The sequence below is a fragment of the Amycolatopsis lexingtonensis genome (genome assembly GCF_014873755.1).
Lineage (GTDB): Bacteria > Actinomycetota > Actinomycetes > Mycobacteriales > Pseudonocardiaceae > Amycolatopsis > Amycolatopsis lexingtonensis.
In genome coordinates, this window is record NZ_JADBEG010000001.1 from 1,137,281 (window position 1) to 1,154,090 (window position 16,810).

At 73.2% G+C, this 16,810-nt stretch carries 21 protein-coding genes; 7 read left to right on the forward strand and 14 right to left on the reverse strand.

Going from position 1 to position 16,810, the window contains the following annotated elements:
• Positions 1 to 95: 95 nt before the first annotated feature.
• The 3 genes from H4696_RS05480 to H4696_RS05490 all read left to right on the forward strand — a co-directional run bounded on the left by H4696_RS05480 (position 96) and on the right by H4696_RS05490 (position 2,119).
• Positions 96 to 698 carry a CBS domain-containing protein gene (locus tag H4696_RS05480; protein WP_086857666.1) on the forward strand — a complete coding sequence of 201 codons (603 nt, stop codon included), beginning with the start codon at positions 96 to 98 and terminating at the stop codon, positions 696 to 698.
• Positions 699 to 760: 62 nt separating this feature from the next.
• The gene (locus tag H4696_RS05485) at positions 761 to 1,603 is read left to right on the forward strand and encodes an alpha/beta fold hydrolase (RefSeq protein WP_211299633.1); all 843 of its coding nucleotides are present in this window, start codon (positions 761 to 763) and stop codon (positions 1,601 to 1,603) included.
• A gap of 114 nt (positions 1,604 to 1,717) precedes the next feature.
• On the forward strand, positions 1,718 to 2,119 hold the full coding sequence (locus H4696_RS05490; RefSeq protein WP_086857665.1) for an Hsp20/alpha crystallin family protein: 402 nt from the start codon (positions 1,718 to 1,720) through the stop codon (positions 2,117 to 2,119).
• 77 nt (positions 2,120 to 2,196) lie between these two features.
• Here the strand turns inward: H4696_RS05490 and H4696_RS05495 are convergent, their stop codons facing one another.
• Together H4696_RS05495 and H4696_RS05500 are read right to left on the reverse strand one after the other, a co-directional pair.
• Positions 2,197 to 2,832, reverse strand: coding sequence for a class F sortase (locus H4696_RS05495; RefSeq protein ID WP_086857664.1), 636 nt, complete (start codon positions 2,830 to 2,832; stop codon positions 2,197 to 2,199).
• Positions 2,829 to 3,155, reverse strand: a complete 327-nt coding sequence (locus H4696_RS05500) for a hypothetical protein (RefSeq protein ID WP_158104275.1) — start codon at positions 3,153 to 3,155, stop codon at positions 2,829 to 2,831. The genes H4696_RS05495 and H4696_RS05500 overlap by 4 nt, the downstream gene beginning before the upstream one ends.
• Before the next feature lie 281 nt (positions 3,156 to 3,436).
• Here H4696_RS05500 and H4696_RS05505 point away from each other — a divergent pair, with 281 nt between their 5' ends.
• Together H4696_RS05505 and H4696_RS05510 are read left to right on the forward strand one after the other, a co-directional pair.
• Positions 3,437 to 3,976, forward strand: a complete 540-nt coding sequence (locus H4696_RS05505) for a GNAT family N-acetyltransferase (protein ID WP_192782091.1) — start codon at positions 3,437 to 3,439, stop codon at positions 3,974 to 3,976.
• A gap of 135 nt (positions 3,977 to 4,111) precedes the next feature.
• Positions 4,112 to 4,576, forward strand: a complete 465-nt coding sequence (locus H4696_RS05510) for a hypothetical protein (protein WP_086865650.1) — start codon at positions 4,112 to 4,114, stop codon at positions 4,574 to 4,576.
• 86 nt (positions 4,577 to 4,662) lie between these two features.
• On the opposite strand, the gene H4696_RS05515 is transcribed toward H4696_RS05510, so the two are convergent.
• Genes H4696_RS05515 through H4696_RS05555 form a run of 9 tightly spaced genes read right to left on the reverse strand, consistent with a single transcriptional unit; the run spans position 4,663 to position 12,303 of the window.
• On the reverse strand, positions 4,663 to 5,292 hold the full coding sequence (locus tag H4696_RS05515; protein WP_192782092.1) for a V-type ATP synthase subunit D: 630 nt from the start codon (positions 5,290 to 5,292) through the stop codon (positions 4,663 to 4,665).
• Positions 5,293 to 5,294: 2 nt separating this feature from the next.
• The gene (locus tag H4696_RS05520; protein ID WP_086862916.1) at positions 5,295 to 6,671 is read right to left on the reverse strand and encodes a V-type ATP synthase subunit B; all 1,377 of its coding nucleotides are present in this window, start codon (positions 6,669 to 6,671) and stop codon (positions 5,295 to 5,297) included.
• Complete coding sequence (locus H4696_RS05525) at positions 6,668 to 8,383, reverse strand: V-type ATP synthase subunit A (RefSeq protein WP_086862917.1); 1,716 nt, start codon at positions 8,381 to 8,383, stop codon at positions 6,668 to 6,670. The genes H4696_RS05520 and H4696_RS05525 overlap by 4 nt, the downstream gene beginning before the upstream one ends.
• Positions 8,383 to 8,898 carry a V-type ATP synthase subunit E gene (locus H4696_RS05530; RefSeq protein ID WP_086862918.1) on the reverse strand — a complete coding sequence of 172 codons (516 nt, stop codon included), beginning with the start codon at positions 8,896 to 8,898 and terminating at the stop codon, positions 8,383 to 8,385. Before H4696_RS05530 ends, H4696_RS05525 begins: the two co-directional genes overlap by 1 nt.
• Positions 8,892 to 9,110, reverse strand: a complete 219-nt coding sequence (locus H4696_RS05535; RefSeq protein WP_192782093.1) for a V-type ATP synthase subunit F — start codon at positions 9,108 to 9,110, stop codon at positions 8,892 to 8,894. The genes H4696_RS05530 and H4696_RS05535 overlap by 7 nt, the downstream gene beginning before the upstream one ends.
• Positions 9,111 to 9,112: 2 nt before the next feature.
• The gene (locus tag H4696_RS05540) at positions 9,113 to 9,541 is read right to left on the reverse strand and encodes an ATP synthase subunit C (RefSeq protein ID WP_225955598.1); all 429 of its coding nucleotides are present in this window, start codon (positions 9,539 to 9,541) and stop codon (positions 9,113 to 9,115) included.
• Complete coding sequence (locus H4696_RS05545) at positions 9,541 to 10,938, reverse strand: V-type ATPase 116kDa subunit family protein (RefSeq protein ID WP_192782094.1); 1,398 nt, start codon at positions 10,936 to 10,938, stop codon at positions 9,541 to 9,543. Before H4696_RS05545 ends, H4696_RS05540 begins: the two co-directional genes overlap by 1 nt.
• Positions 10,925 to 11,848, reverse strand: a complete 924-nt coding sequence (locus tag H4696_RS05550) for a hypothetical protein (RefSeq protein ID WP_086862920.1) — start codon at positions 11,846 to 11,848, stop codon at positions 10,925 to 10,927. Before H4696_RS05550 ends, H4696_RS05545 begins: the two co-directional genes overlap by 14 nt.
• Positions 11,845 to 12,303 carry a hypothetical protein gene (locus H4696_RS05555; protein ID WP_086862921.1) on the reverse strand — a complete coding sequence of 153 codons (459 nt, stop codon included), beginning with the start codon at positions 12,301 to 12,303 and terminating at the stop codon, positions 11,845 to 11,847. Before H4696_RS05555 ends, H4696_RS05550 begins: the two co-directional genes overlap by 4 nt.
• A 134-nt stretch (positions 12,304 to 12,437) precedes the next feature.
• On the opposite strand from H4696_RS05555, the gene H4696_RS05560 reads away from it, so the two are divergent.
• On the forward strand, positions 12,438 to 12,656 hold the full coding sequence (locus tag H4696_RS05560) for a hypothetical protein (protein ID WP_086862922.1): 219 nt from the start codon (positions 12,438 to 12,440) through the stop codon (positions 12,654 to 12,656).
• Positions 12,653 to 14,005, forward strand: a complete 1,353-nt coding sequence (locus H4696_RS05565; protein ID WP_249027119.1) for a nicotinate phosphoribosyltransferase — start codon at positions 12,653 to 12,655, stop codon at positions 14,003 to 14,005. The genes H4696_RS05560 and H4696_RS05565 overlap by 4 nt, the downstream gene beginning before the upstream one ends.
• A 40-nt stretch (positions 14,006 to 14,045) precedes the next feature.
• On the opposite strand, the gene H4696_RS05570 is transcribed toward H4696_RS05565, so the two are convergent.
• The 3 genes from H4696_RS05570 to H4696_RS05580 form a co-directional block, all read right to left on the reverse strand.
• The gene (locus H4696_RS05570; RefSeq protein ID WP_086862923.1) at positions 14,046 to 14,498 is read right to left on the reverse strand and encodes a DUF6069 family protein; all 453 of its coding nucleotides are present in this window, start codon (positions 14,496 to 14,498) and stop codon (positions 14,046 to 14,048) included.
• 79 nt (positions 14,499 to 14,577) lie between these two features.
• Positions 14,578 to 14,943, reverse strand: a complete 366-nt coding sequence (locus tag H4696_RS05575; RefSeq protein ID WP_086862924.1) for a hypothetical protein — start codon at positions 14,941 to 14,943, stop codon at positions 14,578 to 14,580.
• A gap of 135 nt (positions 14,944 to 15,078) precedes the next feature.
• Positions 15,079 to 16,473, reverse strand: coding sequence for a Gmad2 immunoglobulin-like domain-containing protein (locus tag H4696_RS05580; protein ID WP_158104374.1), 1,395 nt, complete (start codon positions 16,471 to 16,473; stop codon positions 15,079 to 15,081).
• Positions 16,474 to 16,810 lie beyond the last annotated feature (337 nt).

The following is a 16,810-nucleotide window of genomic DNA, read 5'->3' on the forward strand; positions in this document are numbered from 1 at the left end:
CGGACCAAAGGCCGTTCACCCGGTGACCGACGCCCGCGTCGATGCCGGTCCCGCACTCCTAGCGTGGGAGACGGAACCACAGGTGGAGGTGGGGTATGCCAGGACTGCTCGTCTCGGACTTGATGAACTGGCCGGTCATCTCAGCCGACCCGGTCACCCCGGCGGGGGAGCTGGCCACCCTGCTCCGGCGGTACCGCCTCGCCGCGGTTCCGGTGGCCGACACCCGAGCGCGTCCGGTCGGCGTGGTTGCCGCGTCCGACCTCCCCGTGCGGTCCCGGCGCCGCCGGGGCGGAAAACGCGGTCCTGTCGCCCGAGAACTCATGGCGCGGCCGGTCCCCACGGTCAACCCGGACGAACCCGTCGCAGGCGCGGCGCGCCGGCTCCTCGAAGGGCGACTGCCCCGCCTGTACGTCGTGGACGGGGCCGGGCGGCTGATCGGTGTTCTCGCCCGCTCGGACGTGCTGCGCGCAATCGTCCGCCCGGATGCCGAAATCAAGGCGATGGTGGAACGGGAGACCGGTGCGCAGCCGGCGCCGGTCGGCCTGGGCGCGGTGAGCGTGCGCGTCGACGACGGCGTGGTGACGCTCGAGGGCACGGCCGCCCGGGCCGTTGATGTCGAACGCGCAGGCCGGCTGGCCGAAGCCGTGCCGGGCGTCGTCGCCGTGCGGAACCGGGTGCGCCGCGCCGTGGCCCCGTGACGCGGCCACGGTCCAGAACACACGGATCCCGCCCGGGACCACCTTCTCCGGACGGGAGGACCATGACCGATCGCACGAAGACCCGGATGCGCTGGCAGACGACGCTGGTGGCCGGGCGCCCGGCGCACTACGGAGTGGGCGGGGAGGGACCGCCGGTGCTGTTCCTGCACGGCTGGGGCATCGCCGACCGCGCCTTCGGTAAGGCCCTCGAGACGCTCACCGCGGCCGGACTGCGGGTGTACGCACCGGCTCTGCCCGGTTTCGGAGGCACTGCGGAGCTGCCTCGTGCCGAGCACGACTTGGCCGGTTACGCCCGCTGGGTCGCGGCGTTCCTGGAGCGGCTGGAGCAGACCGAGCCGGTAACCCTGGTCGGGTACTCCTTCGGCGGCGGGGTCGCCATCCGCACCGCCCATGACACGCCGGAACTGGTGCAGCGGCTGATCCTGGTCAACTCGATCGGCGGGTCGGCCTGGACCGACGGCCGGGGCGTGCTGAAGGCGCTGGCCGAGCGGCCGCTGTGGGACTGGGGGCTGCACCTGCAGGCCGATCTCCTGCCGACCCGGCAGGCGAGCCGCGTGCTGCCGGTGGTGCTGCGCGACCTCGTTCCGAACCTCGCGCGCAACCCGGGGGCCATCCGGCGGGTCGCGCACCTGGCCCGCTCCGCCGACCTGACGCCGGAGCTGGCCGAGCTGAAGCGGCGCCGGCTGCCGGTGGTCGTGGTGTGGAGCAAGCAGGACAACGTGATTCCCGAGGTGACGCTGTTGTCGTTGCGCGCCGGACTGGGTGACCCGGAGACGGTGACGGTGCCTGGCGGGCACACCTGGCTGCTGGCCGAGCCCGAGCGGTTCGGCGAGGTCATCACCAACATCCTCGCGCTGACCGAGGAACCGCCGGACGTGGCCTGAGCGAGCGCCGCGGGAGGCCGTTGGTCCCGCGGATCGGGGTCTTCCGGCCGCGTCGGCGTGGCGCCCTCGGGTGTTGCCTGGAATCGGGGATGGAGTGCAGGAAAGGAGGGCTCGATGACATCATTGCTTCCGCGGACGATGTTCCCGGGGCTCACGGAGTGGTTCGACGAGGCGTGGCCGTTCGGCGAGCACAATCCGGTCCGGATCGAGGAGGCGGCCGAAGAGGGAAAGTACGTCCTGCGTGCCGAACTCCCCGGCTTCGACCCGGAGAAGGGCGTGCACGTCGCCACGGAGAACGGCTTGCTGACGATCTCGGCGCAGCGGGAGGCCCGCACTGAGGCGAAGGGACGCAGCGAATTCCGCTACGGGTCCTTCTCCCGGACGGTGCGGCTGCCCAAGGGTGCCGAGGCCGCGAAGATCGCCGCGACCTACCACAACGGGATCCTCGAGGTGACGGTCCCGGTGGCCAAGACCGAAGCGGCCGGGCAGGTCGAAATCCCGATCACCAAGGACTGACCGCCGGAACGCGGGCGGTGCGGCGGACGGCCGTGCCGCCCGCCTTCGTCGTGCCCGGACTCCGGGGTGCCGACCGGTCAGGGTGCCAGCTTCGCGTACACGATGATGTTGTCCCGGTAGCTGTGGACCGAGCGGTCGAAGCTGCCGCCACAGGTGATCAGCCGCAGCTGGGGATCCGGGGTGTCGCCGTAGACCGCGTCGGACGGAAACTCGTCCTTGTCGATCTGCTGCGTCCGCGCGACGACGAAGGTGAGGGTGGTTCCGTCCTTGCGCGTCACCAGGACCCGGTCGCCCGGAGCGACTTCCCGCAGGCGGTAGAAGATCCCCTTCTGCCGGTTGCCGTCGACGTGGCCGACGAGCACCGCCGGGCCGGCTTCGCCCGGAGTGGGGCCGAGGGAGTACCAGCCGGCCTGCATCGGCTTGCTCACCGGCGGTACCTCGAGGGTGCCGTCCGGGTTGAGGCCCAGCGCCACGAGGCTCGACTTCGCCCCGATCTTGGGCACCTCCACCGATGTGGGATCCGAGCGCGGCAGTTCCGCTGCGGCGGAGGACTGTTCGATACTGCTCGACGACGGCGCCGTGGGGGCGGCGGTTCCCGGCTCCCGGTTCCGGCCGGCGGTCAGCACCAGGGTCAGTGCGGCCAGCGCGGCGAGGACCACGGTCGCCAGGAGCAGTGCTCCGCGGCGACCGTGGAGCCGGGACGCACCGGTCATGCGTTCGGGCCGTCGGGCGCGGTCCCGCCGCCCCCGGTTTCCACGCCGCCCTTGGGGACCGGCGGGGTGGTGGGCTTTGCGGTGGTCTTCGGCGTGGAAGTCACCGTCTTGGTGGGCCCGGTGGAGGTGGGCCCGGTGGAGGTGGTCCCGGTCGTGGTGCCCGTGGTGGCGGTGGTGGGGGTCGACGTCGGCTGCTGCGCGATCCGGGCGACACCGGAGTGCGGCGCTTCGACGGCCGAAACCGGGCCGGCGGAAACCAGGAAACCGCCGAGCGCGAGACCGGCGGCGGTGACCACGACCAAATTCGATGAAGATTTCTTCATGAGCGAGTTCCTTCCGATTGCGTATTCCCGGCGGATCGAGGATCATTCCGCCTTGGACGGACGGGACTTCGACCGCTACCGCGGCGAATGTGCTCGGCAACCTCCCTCCTTCGCGAGCTTCCGGCCGATCGGCGTCCGCGGAAAGAGGAGAAAGTCCTCTCCCGGCTCCGGTGCCGGCCGGGCGGCGGAGACAGCTCCGGAAATCAGAGGATTTCCCGGGTTCCGTGCGCAATTCCGACGGTCGCGGGCTCGATTGCCGGGTTCGTGTCAGGAGGTGGAAGATGGAAGCCGACGAAGCCGGTCCCGCCTGGTCGCGTCCGTCCGGCGCGCAGCGAACCCTGCGCCTCACCGACGGACGACAGGTCTCGGTCGGCCTGCTCACCCCGGCCGATGCCCCCGAGCTGGGGTCGGCGATCGAGCACGCCGACCCGGAGACGTTGTACCGCCGCTTCTGCGGGTCACCGCCCCGCGTGACCCCGAAGCTGCTTCGGCGTCTGACCGAGCTGGACTACGAACGTCGCTATGCCCTCGTCGCCCGCGCTCCGGACGGGCGGGGGATCGCTGTCGCGCGCTACGAAGCCACGGGCGAACCGGGAGTGGCGGAGGTCGCCGTCGCCGTCGACCCCGCCTGGCGGCGTGCCGGCCTGGCCACCGCGCTCGTCCGGATGCTCGCCGAGGCCGCGGTGGCGCACGGCTTCACACGGTTCACCGCCACCTATCTCGCCGACAACATCCCGGTCGAGGAACTGCTGGACGAAGCCGGCGGCAAGCCGGTGATCGCGCACGGCATCGCGGAAGCCGTCGTCGCACTGGATCCGTGAGCGGCGCCGGGTTCTCCCCGCTGATCGTTGACTTTCGGCCCTCCAACCGCCTGTCCCGGGCTGTCACCATCGGGACCGGGCGTATTCGACCGCGCAGGGTGCACGGAGAACCGCGGAATCGCAGGGAGTCGAGCCATGGTGATCGGACTGGTGATCGGGATCGTGGTGCTGGTTCTGCTCGTCGGCCGGGTCGTGCACCGACGGCGTGCCCAGGACTCGGGGCCCGGCGTCCCACCCCTCGCCGACGCGCACGCCGTCGACCAGGAGCGGGCGCTGACCGCGCGGCTGCTCTCCGGGCAGCTGGCCCAGGACGGTTACCGCGACGCGATGGCCCGCCTGGCCGCGGGCGACAGAGACCGCGCCGGCGACGACGATGTGGCCCTGCTGCTCTGGCGGGCCCGGCTCGGGCCCGCCGGTGACGACGGCGCTCGAGATTTGCTCGACCGGCTCGGGGCGACGCTTCCCGGTGTGCTTCCCGGTGTCCTCTGCACCGCCGCGGTGCTGGCGTCGACCGGGGCCGGCACGGACGAGCTGATGCGGACGCTGCACCTGAGCCGGGTCCAGGCGAGGACGGTCATCGACGCGGTGACCGTTCCTTGACCCAGCGGCAGAAGTCGCCTGGCGTCAGGACTTCGTTCCGTGGAAGGGGAGAGCGGTATCCGGGCGGCGCGGACACGGCCGGATGATCACGACGGGTTCCCTTCGCCGGGCCGCGCGACCGCGGCGGCCCACCGGCGTTGCACCCCGTCCGCCCGTTCCGACTCTTCGAGGTCCAGTTCCACGCGCCGCAGCTCGTCTTCCAGCCGGGGAATCCAGTGGCGGCGCAGGGCCCGGGCCCGGATCCGGGTGGTGGCGATCTCCCGTTCGACGACGTTCAGCGCGGCGAGGTTCGCCGCGTGCCGTACCGCGGCGAGTACGGCTTCGCGGTGCGTGGTCCGCGCGTGCAGCAGCGCGGAACTGCCGAGGATTTCCGCCGGGCCTGGTTCGGGCAGTTCGCAGCGCACGTCGCCGGGGTAACGGACGCCCATCACGCTCGTCCAGGTCAGCGTGACGTCCGCGGACTCCCGGCCGGTCGCCTGGGCGAGCGCGTGGCGGCCACCGAGGAGCGAGGCCCGCAGCAGCCAGGTACGGGCTTCCTCCCACGCGGTGGCCCAGTCGTGTTCGCTGTCCCGGGCGAGCAGGCGGAGGCGGTCCTGCTCGCCGTGGAGGATGCGCAGTTTCCGTTCGAGCAGGCCGACGCCGCGGCCGGCGACGGCGAGGCGGTCGCGCAACCAGAGGCGGCCGGCGCGGCCGGGAGGGATCCGCAGCTTCGCCATCGTCAGCCTTTCCGATGCGCGGCCAGCAAAGCGGCCGGCAGCATGACCAGTTCGCGGCGGGGGAGGCGCAGCAGGACCCGCCAGGCTCGGTCGAGGGTGTCGCCGAGGTCCCGTTTCTCCTCGGCGCCCTGGTCGACGAGCTCGGTGCCGAAGGCTTCGTCGCAGTCGAGGTACCGGCGGTCGGTGTCGCTGAGGGCCCCGGCCCCGATCAGGTCGGCCAGTTCGCGGACCTGGCGTGCCCGCGCCAGCGCGGCCAGCAGCTGACCGGCCAGCGGCAGGTGGTCCGCGCGGGTGCGGCCGGGCCCGGCGCCGTTGCGCATCAGCCGCGACAGCGACGCCAGGACGTCCACGGGTGGGTAGATGCCCCGCGCCTGCATCTCCGGCGACAGCACGATCTGGCCTTCGGTGATGTACCCGGTGAGGTCAGGGACCGGGTGGGTGACGTCGCCGCCGGGCATGGTGAGCACCGGCAGCACGGTCACCGAGCCCGGTAGTCCCTTGATCCGGCCGCAGCGTTCGTACAGGGAGGCGAGATCGCTGTAGAGGTAACCGGGGTAGGCCCGGCGGGCCGGGATTTCCCCGCGGGCGGCGGAGACTTCGCGCAGCGCCTCGGCGTAGGCGGTCATGTCGGTCAGCACGACCAGGACGTGCCGCCCGCTGCCGAACGCGAGGTCCTCGGCGATCGTCAGGGCCAGCCGCGGGGTGAGGATCCGCTCGATCACCGGCTCGTCCGCGGTGTTGAGCAGTAGCACCAGCTCGCCGGCGGCGCTGCGCTCGTCGAGGGCGTCCCGGACGAACGCGGCATCGGCGTGGGTGAGGCCCATGCCGGCGAACACGACGCAGAACGGCTCGCCGGCCACGCTGGCCTGGGCGGCGATCTGGGCGGCCAACGCCAGGTGCGGCAACCCGGGCCACGAGAACACCGGCAGCTTCTGCCCCCGGACGAGGGTGGTGAGCGCGTCGATCGCGGACACCCCGGTGAGGACCGGCTCGGCGGGCGGCTCCCGGTGGACCGGGTTGAGCGGGTACCCCGTGACCGGCGCCGTTCGCGGCCCGGTCACCGGCGGGCCGCCGTCGGCCGGTTCGCCGCGGCCGTTGCCGACCCGGCCCAGCCAGCCTGGCCCGACCGGGATCTGCAGCGGCCGCCCGGTGAACGCGATCCGCGTGTTCGCCGCCGCCATGCCACCGGTGCCCTCGAGCACCTGGACGACGGCCCGGTCGCCGTCGGCCTCCAGCACTACTCCGTGCCGGGTGGTGCCGTCGCCGATCTTCAGCCGCACGAACTCGTCCCAGCCCACCCCTGCCACGCCCTCGACGACGACGAGCGGCCCGCGCAGCTCCCGCACCCCGGTGTAGTCGATCCAGTCCGACGCGGTCATTTCAGTCCCGTCAGCTCGGTGAACAACGCGTCTCGACGGCGCGCGGCAAGTGCGGTGTCCGCGGGGCCGGCTTCGTCGCGGACGCGGACCAGCGGGCCGAAGTCGAGCTCTTCGACGACCGTGGCCGGCACCCCGGCGGCCACGGTCTCCTGACACCGGTCGATCACCGCGAGCACGGCCTCGACCAGCGCGGCGGTCTTTTCCGCCGCGCAGTAGGCGTCGTTGGCGGAAAGCGCGCTCTGCTGCAGCACGGCCTCGCGCAGCAGCCGGCCGCCGAGCACCACCATCCGTTCGTGCCCGGGAAGCGCGCCGACGCCGATCAGCTCGGTCAGGGCGGACAGCCGGTCGGCCTCGGCGAGCAGGCTCACGATCCGCCCGCGGCGGACCACCCACTCCGGGTCGCCCGCCGCGGCGTACCACGCACCGATGGCCTCGGCGTCCCGGGAAAACGACGCGGACCACGACACCGCCGGGTAGTGGCGGGCGTAGGCGAGGTCGCGGTCGAGGGTCCACCGGCAGCGGACGAACCGCTCGGTGTGCGCGGTCACGGGCTCGGTGAAGTCGCCGCCGGGTGGTGAGACGGCGCCGACGATCGTGACGGAGCCGGGGTTCCCGCCCAGTGTGGTCACCGATCCCGCCCGTTCGTAGAAGGCGGCCAGCGCCGAGGCCAGGTTGGCCGGATAGCCCTCTTCGGCGGGCAGTTCGCCGGTGCGCGAGGAGAACTCGCGCAGCGCCTCGGCCCAGCGCGACGTCGAATCCGCGATGACCACGGTGTGGTAGCCCATGTCCCGGAAGAACTCCGCGACCGTGACCCCGGTGTGGATGCTGGCTTCGCGGGCCATCATCGGCATGTTCGAGGTGTTGGCGATGATCACCGTCCGGTCCGCGAGCCGCCCGCCGGTGCGCGGATCGGTCAGCGCGAACAGCTCGGCGACCACCTCGGCCATTTCGTTGCCCCGCTCACCGCAGCCGACGTACACGATGACGTCGGCGTCGGACCACTTCGCGAGCTGTTGCAGGAGAACGGTCTTTCCGGTGCCGAAGCCGCCGGGGACGGCGGCCGTGCTGCCCCGGGCGAGCGGGTAGAGCAGGTCGGTGACGCGCTGACCGGTGTGCAGCGGTTCGGTGAGCCGGCCGCGGGTGCGGTATGGCCGCGGCCGGCGGATCGGCCAGTCCTCGGTCAGGGGCACGGGCCGCCCGGCGACCGTTGCGACGACGGCGTCCGGCGGGTAAGTGCCCTCCGCGACGATCGAGCCGACCGGCCCCGGCAGCCCCGGGGGCACGAGCACCCGGTGGGGCAGGGGACCGGCGTCGAGGACCTCGCCCAGGACATCGCCCGCCGCGACCGGGTCGCCGGAGCGCACCGCCGGGCGGAACCGCCACCGGCGTCCGGCCTGACGTCGGTAGGCGCCGGGTGCCAGCCAGGTCGCCGCACTGGACAGCGGGCGGAGGAGACCGTCGAACACCCCGCCGAGCAAGCCCGGCCCGAGCTTGGCCGACAGCGGCTTGCCTTGGGGCGCCGCCGGTTGCCCGGGGCCGAGGCCCCCGGTGTACTCGTACGCCTGGACGGTCAGGACGGTGTCGCGGATCGCCACCACTTCGCCGGGCAGCTCGTCCTCGCCCAGGGTGACCAGGTCGTACATCGCGGCCGGCAGCCCGCTTTCCACCTCGACCAGCGGGCCTGCCACGCGGCGGATCCGTCCGGCGCCCATCACGTGGTCCAGAGGCGTTCGACGTCCGCGGCGACCCGCTCGAAGGCGCGGACGGCGACGGTGGCGAGGGTCAGGTCGAGGCGGCGGGTCGCGGTCTCGGCGACGATGCCGCCGGCCGGGTGCTCGGTGACGACCGCGTCGGGCCCGAGCAGTTCGCGAGCTCGCGTTGTCAGCCGTTCGAGCAGCTCGGGGTAATCCGGGGCGTCCCGGAGCCGGCGGACCGCCTCGACGGCCTCGTCCCGCAGGTGCTCGTAGGCCTGTCTGCGCACCTCGAGGTCGGCGGTCCGCAGGTCACGGCGGACGCGGGTCAGTTCGGCCGCGCGTTGCGAGGCTCCGTCGGCTCGTCCCTGTGCGCGGGCGTGGTCGAGGATGTCCCGGGCCCGCGCCTCGGCGTCCTCGGTGGTGCGGCGGGCATCGGCCTCGGCCGCGGCGAGCACCGTGTCCGCTTCGGTCTCGGCCCGCCGCAGCAGCTCGGCCCGGACCGGGGCGAGGGCCGTAGTCGTCCGGGTCAGCACGGCAGCACCACGGTCAAGGGCCGGTCCACCGGCAGCTCGCCGGCCAGGGCGCCGGCCGCGGCGACGGTGAGGATCACGACGGCGACGTCGCCGGGCAGCTCCTGCCAGGCCGTGCGCACCTCGCCGTCGGTCGAGGCCGGGAGCACGCCGACGCCGGCCAAGGCGAATCCGCTCACCTCGACCTCGTCCCCGATCGCCACGATCCGGCTCATCGTCACGCCCGCTGGATGAGGATGACGGCGACGATGAGCCCGTAGATCGCGATCCCCTCGGCCAGCCCGACGATGACCATCGCCCGGCCGAACAGCTCGGGCCGTTCCGACAGCGCGGCCAGCGCCGCGGCCCCGGTGTAGGCGACCGCGATGGCGGCGCCGATCGAGGAGCCCGCCACCGAGATGGCGGCGCCCAGCAGTGCCGCCCAGTTGCCCCCGGCGGTCGTGTCCGCCGCTTGGGCGGCAACGGTCGGCGCGGCGCCGGCGCCGCCGGCTCCGGTGGCGAGGACGAGCACGATGAGGGCGGCGACGAGCAGGACCGCGTTGGCCCCGAGGAACAGCCGAACCGCCGGGCGGCCGCGGTGGCGTAGCAGCAGCGTCGCGAGCACGAATCCGACGGCCAGTACCGGCAGGGCGAGGATCCAGGCCATCACGGCTCCTTTTCGGCTGACATGGGGACGTGCCAGGGACGGAAGGGCGTGCCTTCGACTTCGAAGACCCGGGAAAACAGCTCGTAGAACTCCAGTCGCAGGGCCTGAACGCCGGCGACCAGCGCCTCGAGGGTGAACGTGAGGGCGTTGCCGGCGAGGAACACCGCGCCGGCGCCGAGGACGCCTGCCCAGCCCTTGCCGGCCAGCGCGACCGTGCCCTGCCAGACCACCCAGCCGAGCGCGGCGTGCGTCATGCCGAACGCGGCGAGGCGGGCGAAGGACACGAGGTTCGAACCCAGGCGGACGAGCACGTCGAACAGGCCGACGCAGGTCTGGACCACGCCGGTGGCGCCCCCGCCGGAACCGGCGTACAGCCCGGCGGCGGCCAGGACGAAGCCCGCGCCCGCGACGGCGGCACCGGCCAGCGTGAGTAGTCCACTGTGGACGAAAAGGCCGCCGAACACGCCGCCGAGGCCGAGGAACACGGCGGCGCCGGCGATGCCGGACGGCGCGTAGAGCGCCAGCCGGGGCCCGCTCTCACGCCAGCGGTTGACGATGCCGAGAGCGTAGGCGACGGCGAGCAGAACCGCGCCGAGCGCCACGGCCACGACGAGCAGGCGAACCGGTTCCTCGAGGGGCGCGAGCCACAGCACCGGCAGCGCACCGGTGGGGCCGAACAGTTCCCCGTAGAGCGCGCCGAACGCGGTCGCGGCGAGCCCGGCAGTGGCGATGAACGGCCACACCGGGCGCAGCCGGGCCAGGACGCGAGGCCGGCCCAGCCGGGCCAGCACGGCCAGCAGGACGAGCAGCGCGCCGTGTCCGGCGTCGCCGAACATCATCCCGAACATCACGACGTAGGCGGCCCCGGCGACCGGGGTAGGGTCCACGTCCGCGTAGGGCACGGTGCCGTAGGTACGCACCAGGGGCGTGAAGGACCGGCGCAGCTCGGTGCCCCCGGCGAGCAGGGTGGGCGGCTGAGCACCCGGCGGCACCGGGATCGGGGCCACCGCGCAACCGGCCGGAGCCAGCCGCCGCGTGAGCGCGGGCAGCTCCGGAGCCGGGCACCACCCGGCGAGCGCGGCGACTTCGCCGCGGGCAACCGCACCGGCCGCGTAGGCCGCCAGCTGAGCCTCCCCGGCCAGCAGGTCGGCCCGCCCGGCCCGTTCGAGGGCGTCGAGATCCGGCGTCCGCGGGGCCAGCGCGGGCGTCGCGGCGGTCGCGTCCAGGCGCTGGAGCCGCCGGGCGGGGCCGTCGGCCCGGTCGTCGGCGGAAGTTTGGTCGAGCTGGACGGTTCCGGCGTCGGCGACGTGCACCAGGGCGTCGCGAAGCCGGTCCGCGGGTGCCACGACGGCGACGCGTTCCATGCGGACCGGCTGGACGGCCTCAGACCAGGGCATCGAGCACCGCCATCCCCAGCCCGCCCCGGGCCGCCAGTTCGAGCGCCGCCCGGCCGCGCCAGGCGTCCGCGGCGAGCACCGCGATCGTGCCCAGCACCGGGTCGACGCCGAACCCGGGCCGGCCCAGCAGGGCGAATCCGTCGCGTTCGACACGCGTCCACCATCGGGCCTCGGCCCGCCAGAGGTCGCCGGTTCCGGTCACCTCCGCGAGGCTCCACCGGGCCGCGGCCGGGAGCCGCTCGGCGAACCCGGTGAAGTCGGCGGCTTCGACCGCGGCGTGACCGAGCACGTCCGCCGCCCGCGCGGCGGCCTCGTCGGTCAGCCGTCGTCCGTGCAGGAACCGGGTGCGGGCGACCAGCACAGCGGCGCCGCCGCTCGCCCACGCTGCCGCTTCCGGCACCCCCGCGGCAACGCGGCGCGCCCAGGAGAGCTGGACACCGGTCGCGATCGCCGACGGTGCGTCGGCCCCCGGGTCTCCCCAGGCCGAACGCGCCAGGGCAGTGCGAAGCTCGGCAGGCGACGTGGTCGAGGCGAACCGGAGCCACCCGCTGGTCAGGCCGCCGAGCCGGTAGGGCTCCGGGCGCTCGAAACCGGCGAGCAGGCGGGCGTGCTGGGCGATGTTGTCGGCCTCGAACCAGCCGGCCAGCAACCGGACCGCCTCGGCACCCGCCCGCGGCTGCCACCCGGCCAGCACCCGCAGCTGCCACAGCAGCCCGTCCGCGATCCCGCGCTGGGCCTGGGCCAGGGTCTGGCCCGTCCGGACGTACCGGTGGTACGGGCTGTCCGCCACCGCGGGCAAGGCTTCGGCCAGCGAGGGCGCGACGGCCAGCTCACGCAGCGCGGCCGTCCCGAGCCGCCGGTTCAACAGGGCCCGGGCGCGGACGGTGCCGGCAACCCACTCGGCGGTCACCGCGCGCCGGTCCGATCCGGGTGGCCGAGCTGGTCGAGGATCGATCGTGCTTCACCGAGCACGTGCTCGACGAGCGCCGGCATCCGTTCGGCGATCAGGGCACGCACCCGATCGGCTTCGGCAGCCGCGGTCTCGGCCAGCGCGGTCGCTTCCGCCGTGCCTTCGCGGCGCACCCGCAGGGCGGCGTCGGCGCGGGCGGACGCCGCGTCGATCCGAGCCTGCGCCACGATCGCCTCGGCGCGCGCCAAGGCTTCCCGGCGGCGCCGCGACGCTTCTTTCGCGGCTTCGCGCCGGATCTCGGCGACCCTGGCCTGCGTGTCGTCGAGCGAAGCGAGCACCGGCTCGAGTTCGGCTGCCGCCTCGGTCCGGCGGTCGGCGGGCACACCGGGCCGGGCCGCCGCGCCGGGCGTGCCGGCGGGGCGGAAGCGGTCGAGGAGATCCCGTATCGCAGGCATGCTCCGGCTCTCTGGCAGGCGAGGTTCGCCCGTCCATCCTGGAAAGCCGGCGCTCGCGCAGGTAGAGCCCAAGGGCCCCCGCCGGTGGACCTTCTTCCCTGGCGGGTAGGTCGCCGCCGGGGTCAGGGTGCGGTATGACGGAAATCGAAGTCCGTGTCTACCAGGACGGCAGGCTGCTGCAGCGCCAGCTGTGCGAGTCCGAGGAGGACGCCGCCGCGACCGTCGACGAGTGGAGCGAGCTGGAGGGCGTGACGTGCGAGGTCGACGACCTGGCCGTGCGGCACCGCCAGGGCGACATCCTCGAACCCGAGCCGGCGGACCTGATCGAGGACGAACCGGGCGGCTTGCGGTGAGCTGGGCCGGCGGCCTGCACACCGACCTCTACGAGATCCGCATGGCCGCGAGCTACCTGCGCCGTGGCATGACGGGCCCGGCCACGTTCAGCCTGTTCGTCCGCCGGCTCCCGCCGGACCGGGGGTTCCTCGTGAGCGCCGGCCTCGACGAGTGTCTCGATTTCCTGGAACGCTTCCGGTTCACCGGACCGGACCTGGCCTACCTGCGTGACGTGACCGGGCTGCCGGCCGCCGATCTGGCGGCGCTGGGCCGCATCCGGTTCACCGGTGACGTCCACGCGGTCCCGGAAGGCCGGGTGGTCTTTCCGGGCGAGCCGCTGCTGGAGGTCACCGCGCCGCTGCCCGAGGCCCAGCTGGTCGAGACCGCGTTGCTGAACTTCACGACGTACGCGGGCGCCATCGCGGCCAAGGCGGTGCGCTGCCGGATCGCCGCGCCCGGCGCCGATCTCGTCGACTTCGCCGCGCGTCGCACGCACGGGCCGGACGCGGCGTTCGCGACGGCGCGCGCGACCGCCGTCGCCGGCTTCACGGGCACCAGCCATGTGGCTTCCGCGCGGCGGTTCGGGCTGCGCGCGGTGGGCACGATGGCCCACTCCTACATCGAGGCGTTTCCGTCCGAGTACGAGGCTTTCCGGGCTTTCGCCGAGGATTTCCCCGGGTCCGCGGTGTTCCTCGTCGACACCTACGACACCCTCGGCGGCGTCCGCACCGCGATCGCCGTGGCACGGGAACTGCGGCTGCCGGACTCGGCGGTCGGCGTCCGGCTGGACTCCGGTGACCTCGGCGGGCTGGCCGTCGCCGCGCGCGGGCTGCTGGACCGGGCCGGCCTCCCGCGGGCGCGGATCATGGCCAGCGGCGGGCTGGACGAGTTCGCCCTGGCCCGGCTGACCGGCGCGGGCGCGCCCATCGAGGCGTTCGGGATCGGCACGAAGGTCGGCGTCTCCGCCGACGCGCCGTTCCTGGACAGCGCGTACAAGCTGGTCGCCTACGACGGCCGGCCGGTGCTGAAGCTGTCCGCGGGCAAGGTTTCCTCGCCGGGGGCGAAGCAGGTTTTCCGCGGTGCGCCGGACGAGCCGGACGTGATCGCGTTGCGCGGGGAGCTTTGCCCGCCCGGACGCGAGCCGTTGCTCGTGCCGGTGATGCGCGCCGGACGGCGGCTCGTCGCCGATGACGTGCACGCGGCCCGCCGACGGCTGGCGGACGATCTGGATCGGTTGCCCGCCGCGGCCTTGCGGCTGACCGGTCCCGAGCCGCGGGCGGTCCACCGGTCTTCTGCTCTGCGCCGGCTGACGAATGACCTGGTCCACCGGACGGAAGCCGCGGCAGCTTCGGCGATGCAGGTGCGATGAGCCTCGATGGGCGCGCGGCGTTGTTCGCGATCACCCGTCGCTAGTCGTCCGCGGCTCGTGGTGCTGCAGAGCGGGCCACGCTCGACAGGGTGAAGGTGATGGACAGGCCGATCAGGAGGTTGAGGATCGCGGTGGTCAGCCGGGCGTCGAGACCAGTGGTGAGGCTGATCGGCACGACCACGCCGATCGCGGTGACCAGCACCATGATCCACCCGAAGAAGACCAGGGCGCGGGGTGTGGTGACCAGGAGCAGGTGCAGCAGGCCGGTCGCGGCCAGGGCGAGGGCGGCGGCGCCGAGGGTGTAGGTCAGGGTGTTCGCGCCGCCCCAGGTGCCTTCGCCCTTCGGCGCGAGGATCGGGACGTGCACGATCCCGCGCGCGGTCAGGATCCCCACCACGGTCACGAGGAGCGCCACGCAAGCGCTGGCCACACCACCGGCCCACAGCCGGCCGGCGTTGAACGTCCGGCGGTTCTCGACGTCGCGATTGTTCATCTGGCTTCCTTCCTGGTCGGGTTCCGGCGAGACGTGGCCGGAGCGATCGCAAAGCGGATTCCGGGGTTGCTGGACGTGCCTAATCTGCGTCGACGAGGGCGGTTTCCGGCGGGTACACCCAGGTGATGCCCAGCGAGCCGAGGCCGCGGTCGACGAGGTCCCGGCGGATCTGGTGGACCGTGCAGCCGCCGTAGACCAGGTGGGTCAGCCGCCTCGTGTCCGGGGCCGTGATCAGGGTGAGCACGCCGTCGCCGCAGGTGTGGTGCTCGACCTCTTCACCGGGAACGGCGTACTCCGCCTCGATCGCCGCTTCGTAGCCGCTGCGCCCGTTTTCGCCGAGCACCGCGTACAGTTCGTCCTCGATCGCCTTGACCTGCGGCGGATGATCGAGGTGATGGGTGATCAACGTGCTCCGTCGCCAGTTGCCGTCCCCGCGTGCCGTCACCGTCGTGCCCCGTTCCGTCGTCGAACTCCGGACCGCAACCTTCCTTCGCGAGGGCGCCGGCTGGACAGGGCCTTTCGTGGTGACCGCTGGAGGCCGAAGGCTCTTTCCCGCGCGCAAGCCTCCCGGCGCTGCGGGTCAGTCGTGGTAGAGGTTGATCGGTGTCACTTCGGTGGTCCCGCCGGGGCCGGTCGCCCGGATCCCGAAATGGGCCATGACCGGCTCGTCGGGATACGTCCACGTGAAGGTGTGCAGATCGACGGCCTTCGTGCCGGTGCCCAGGACCTTCGCGAGCGGCTCGGTTCCGGTGCCGGTCGGGGTCAGGATGAATTCGACGCGGTCGGCGCCGGACGCCTTGGCGGTGAAGGTGATCGTTCCGGGGCCGTCCGGCAGCATCAGCCAGCCGCCCTCGAGCGGCAGCGCCGGGTTCCAGGAGGCCAGCTCGACTTCGGGTGCCGCGGTCCGGCCGGGGAAGCCGACGCGAACGGATGTCGCGCGGAGAACGTCGCCGTTGGCGGCGGACAGTTCGGTGAAGACCACCCAGCCGCGGTTGCCGGCCGGCGTGGTGAATGTGATGTTCCCGGCGAAGGGGCGGGCCTGGTCGCCGCCGCCGACGACGGAGCCACGACCCAGTTCGGTGAGCCCGCCGGCGCGATCTTCGACCACCCGGACGGTGACAACGCCTTCGAAGGCGTGCGCCTGGCCGCTGACGTGCAGGGGCGAGGAGATCACGGCCGAGGTGACCGGCGTGTCGACGCGGATGGTGCCGGTGGTGGTCCCGGTGACCGTCCAGGTCGTGCCGGTTCGCTGCAACGCCACCACGGTTGCGATCTCGGGGACCGGTTTTCCTTCGGGCGCCCGGGCGTGGAAAGTGGCTTCGGCGCGTCCGGGGCCGGTCAGGTGGAACGGTCCTTCGGCGGGGTCGCGCATGCCTGCGACGCGGACGAGGAACAGGCGTGCCGCGGCCATGGCCGGGCGGACTTCGGTTTGTTCATCGATGGGCGGGACGAGCTGGAGCCATTCGTAGAATGCCGTGACGTCGCCGTTGAAGGAGTAGACGGTGGTTTTCGCGGTGCCGAACTGCTTCAGCGTCGCGTCCAGTTCGGCGAGCAGCGCGGTGCTGCCGAAGCTGGAAGTCGCGTTCGGGAGCAGCGGCCGGAAGTCCCGGAAGTCGGCGTGCGCCACCCCGTTGGCCACCCGGACGGTTTTGAGCGTGCCGGCGGTCGCCGGGCCGAACTGGGAGAAGTAGCCGCGCTGTCGTTCGGCGGTCGTGGGGCCGCCGAGCAGCTGGGTGACCGCCGCGGTGGCGACGGCGTCCGTCTTGGGCACCGTGCGGGTCACGGCTTCGACGCGGGCGGGGTCATCGGGCTGCCCGCGGTGGAAGAAGACCTTGACGGTCGTGGTGGCAGGGGTCGTCGACGGGCCGGTGGGCGTGGCGCCCGGCGGTGCGGCAGGGGACCCCGGGCGGTCTTGGAGGACCGCGATCACGAGCGCGCCGACGACCACGAGCACTCCGGCGATCGCGGCGATCATCGTCCACATCCTGCGGCGGTTGCGAATCATGGCCGCCCTCCTGCCCGGCTTCGGATCGCGTGGATCCTTTTCCACGCACGATTCGATTCCAGACCGGCCGGGAGGTCTCCGCGAGGGGACAAGGCGGTCGGAACGTGGGCCGGAAGACCACTGGAGCCGGATCGCCGGCGGACGGCCCGCCGGGCACAAGGACTCTCGAAGGCGGGCCTTTGCGTTCTCGCGACAGCTTCCGGTGCGTGACTACGGTGCTTGCGACCGCAGAATCGCCGGGATCGACCGGACACCTCCGAGGTGAGCAGTGCGTACGCCGTGGTCGCGTTGGCGGCCATGAGCGTGC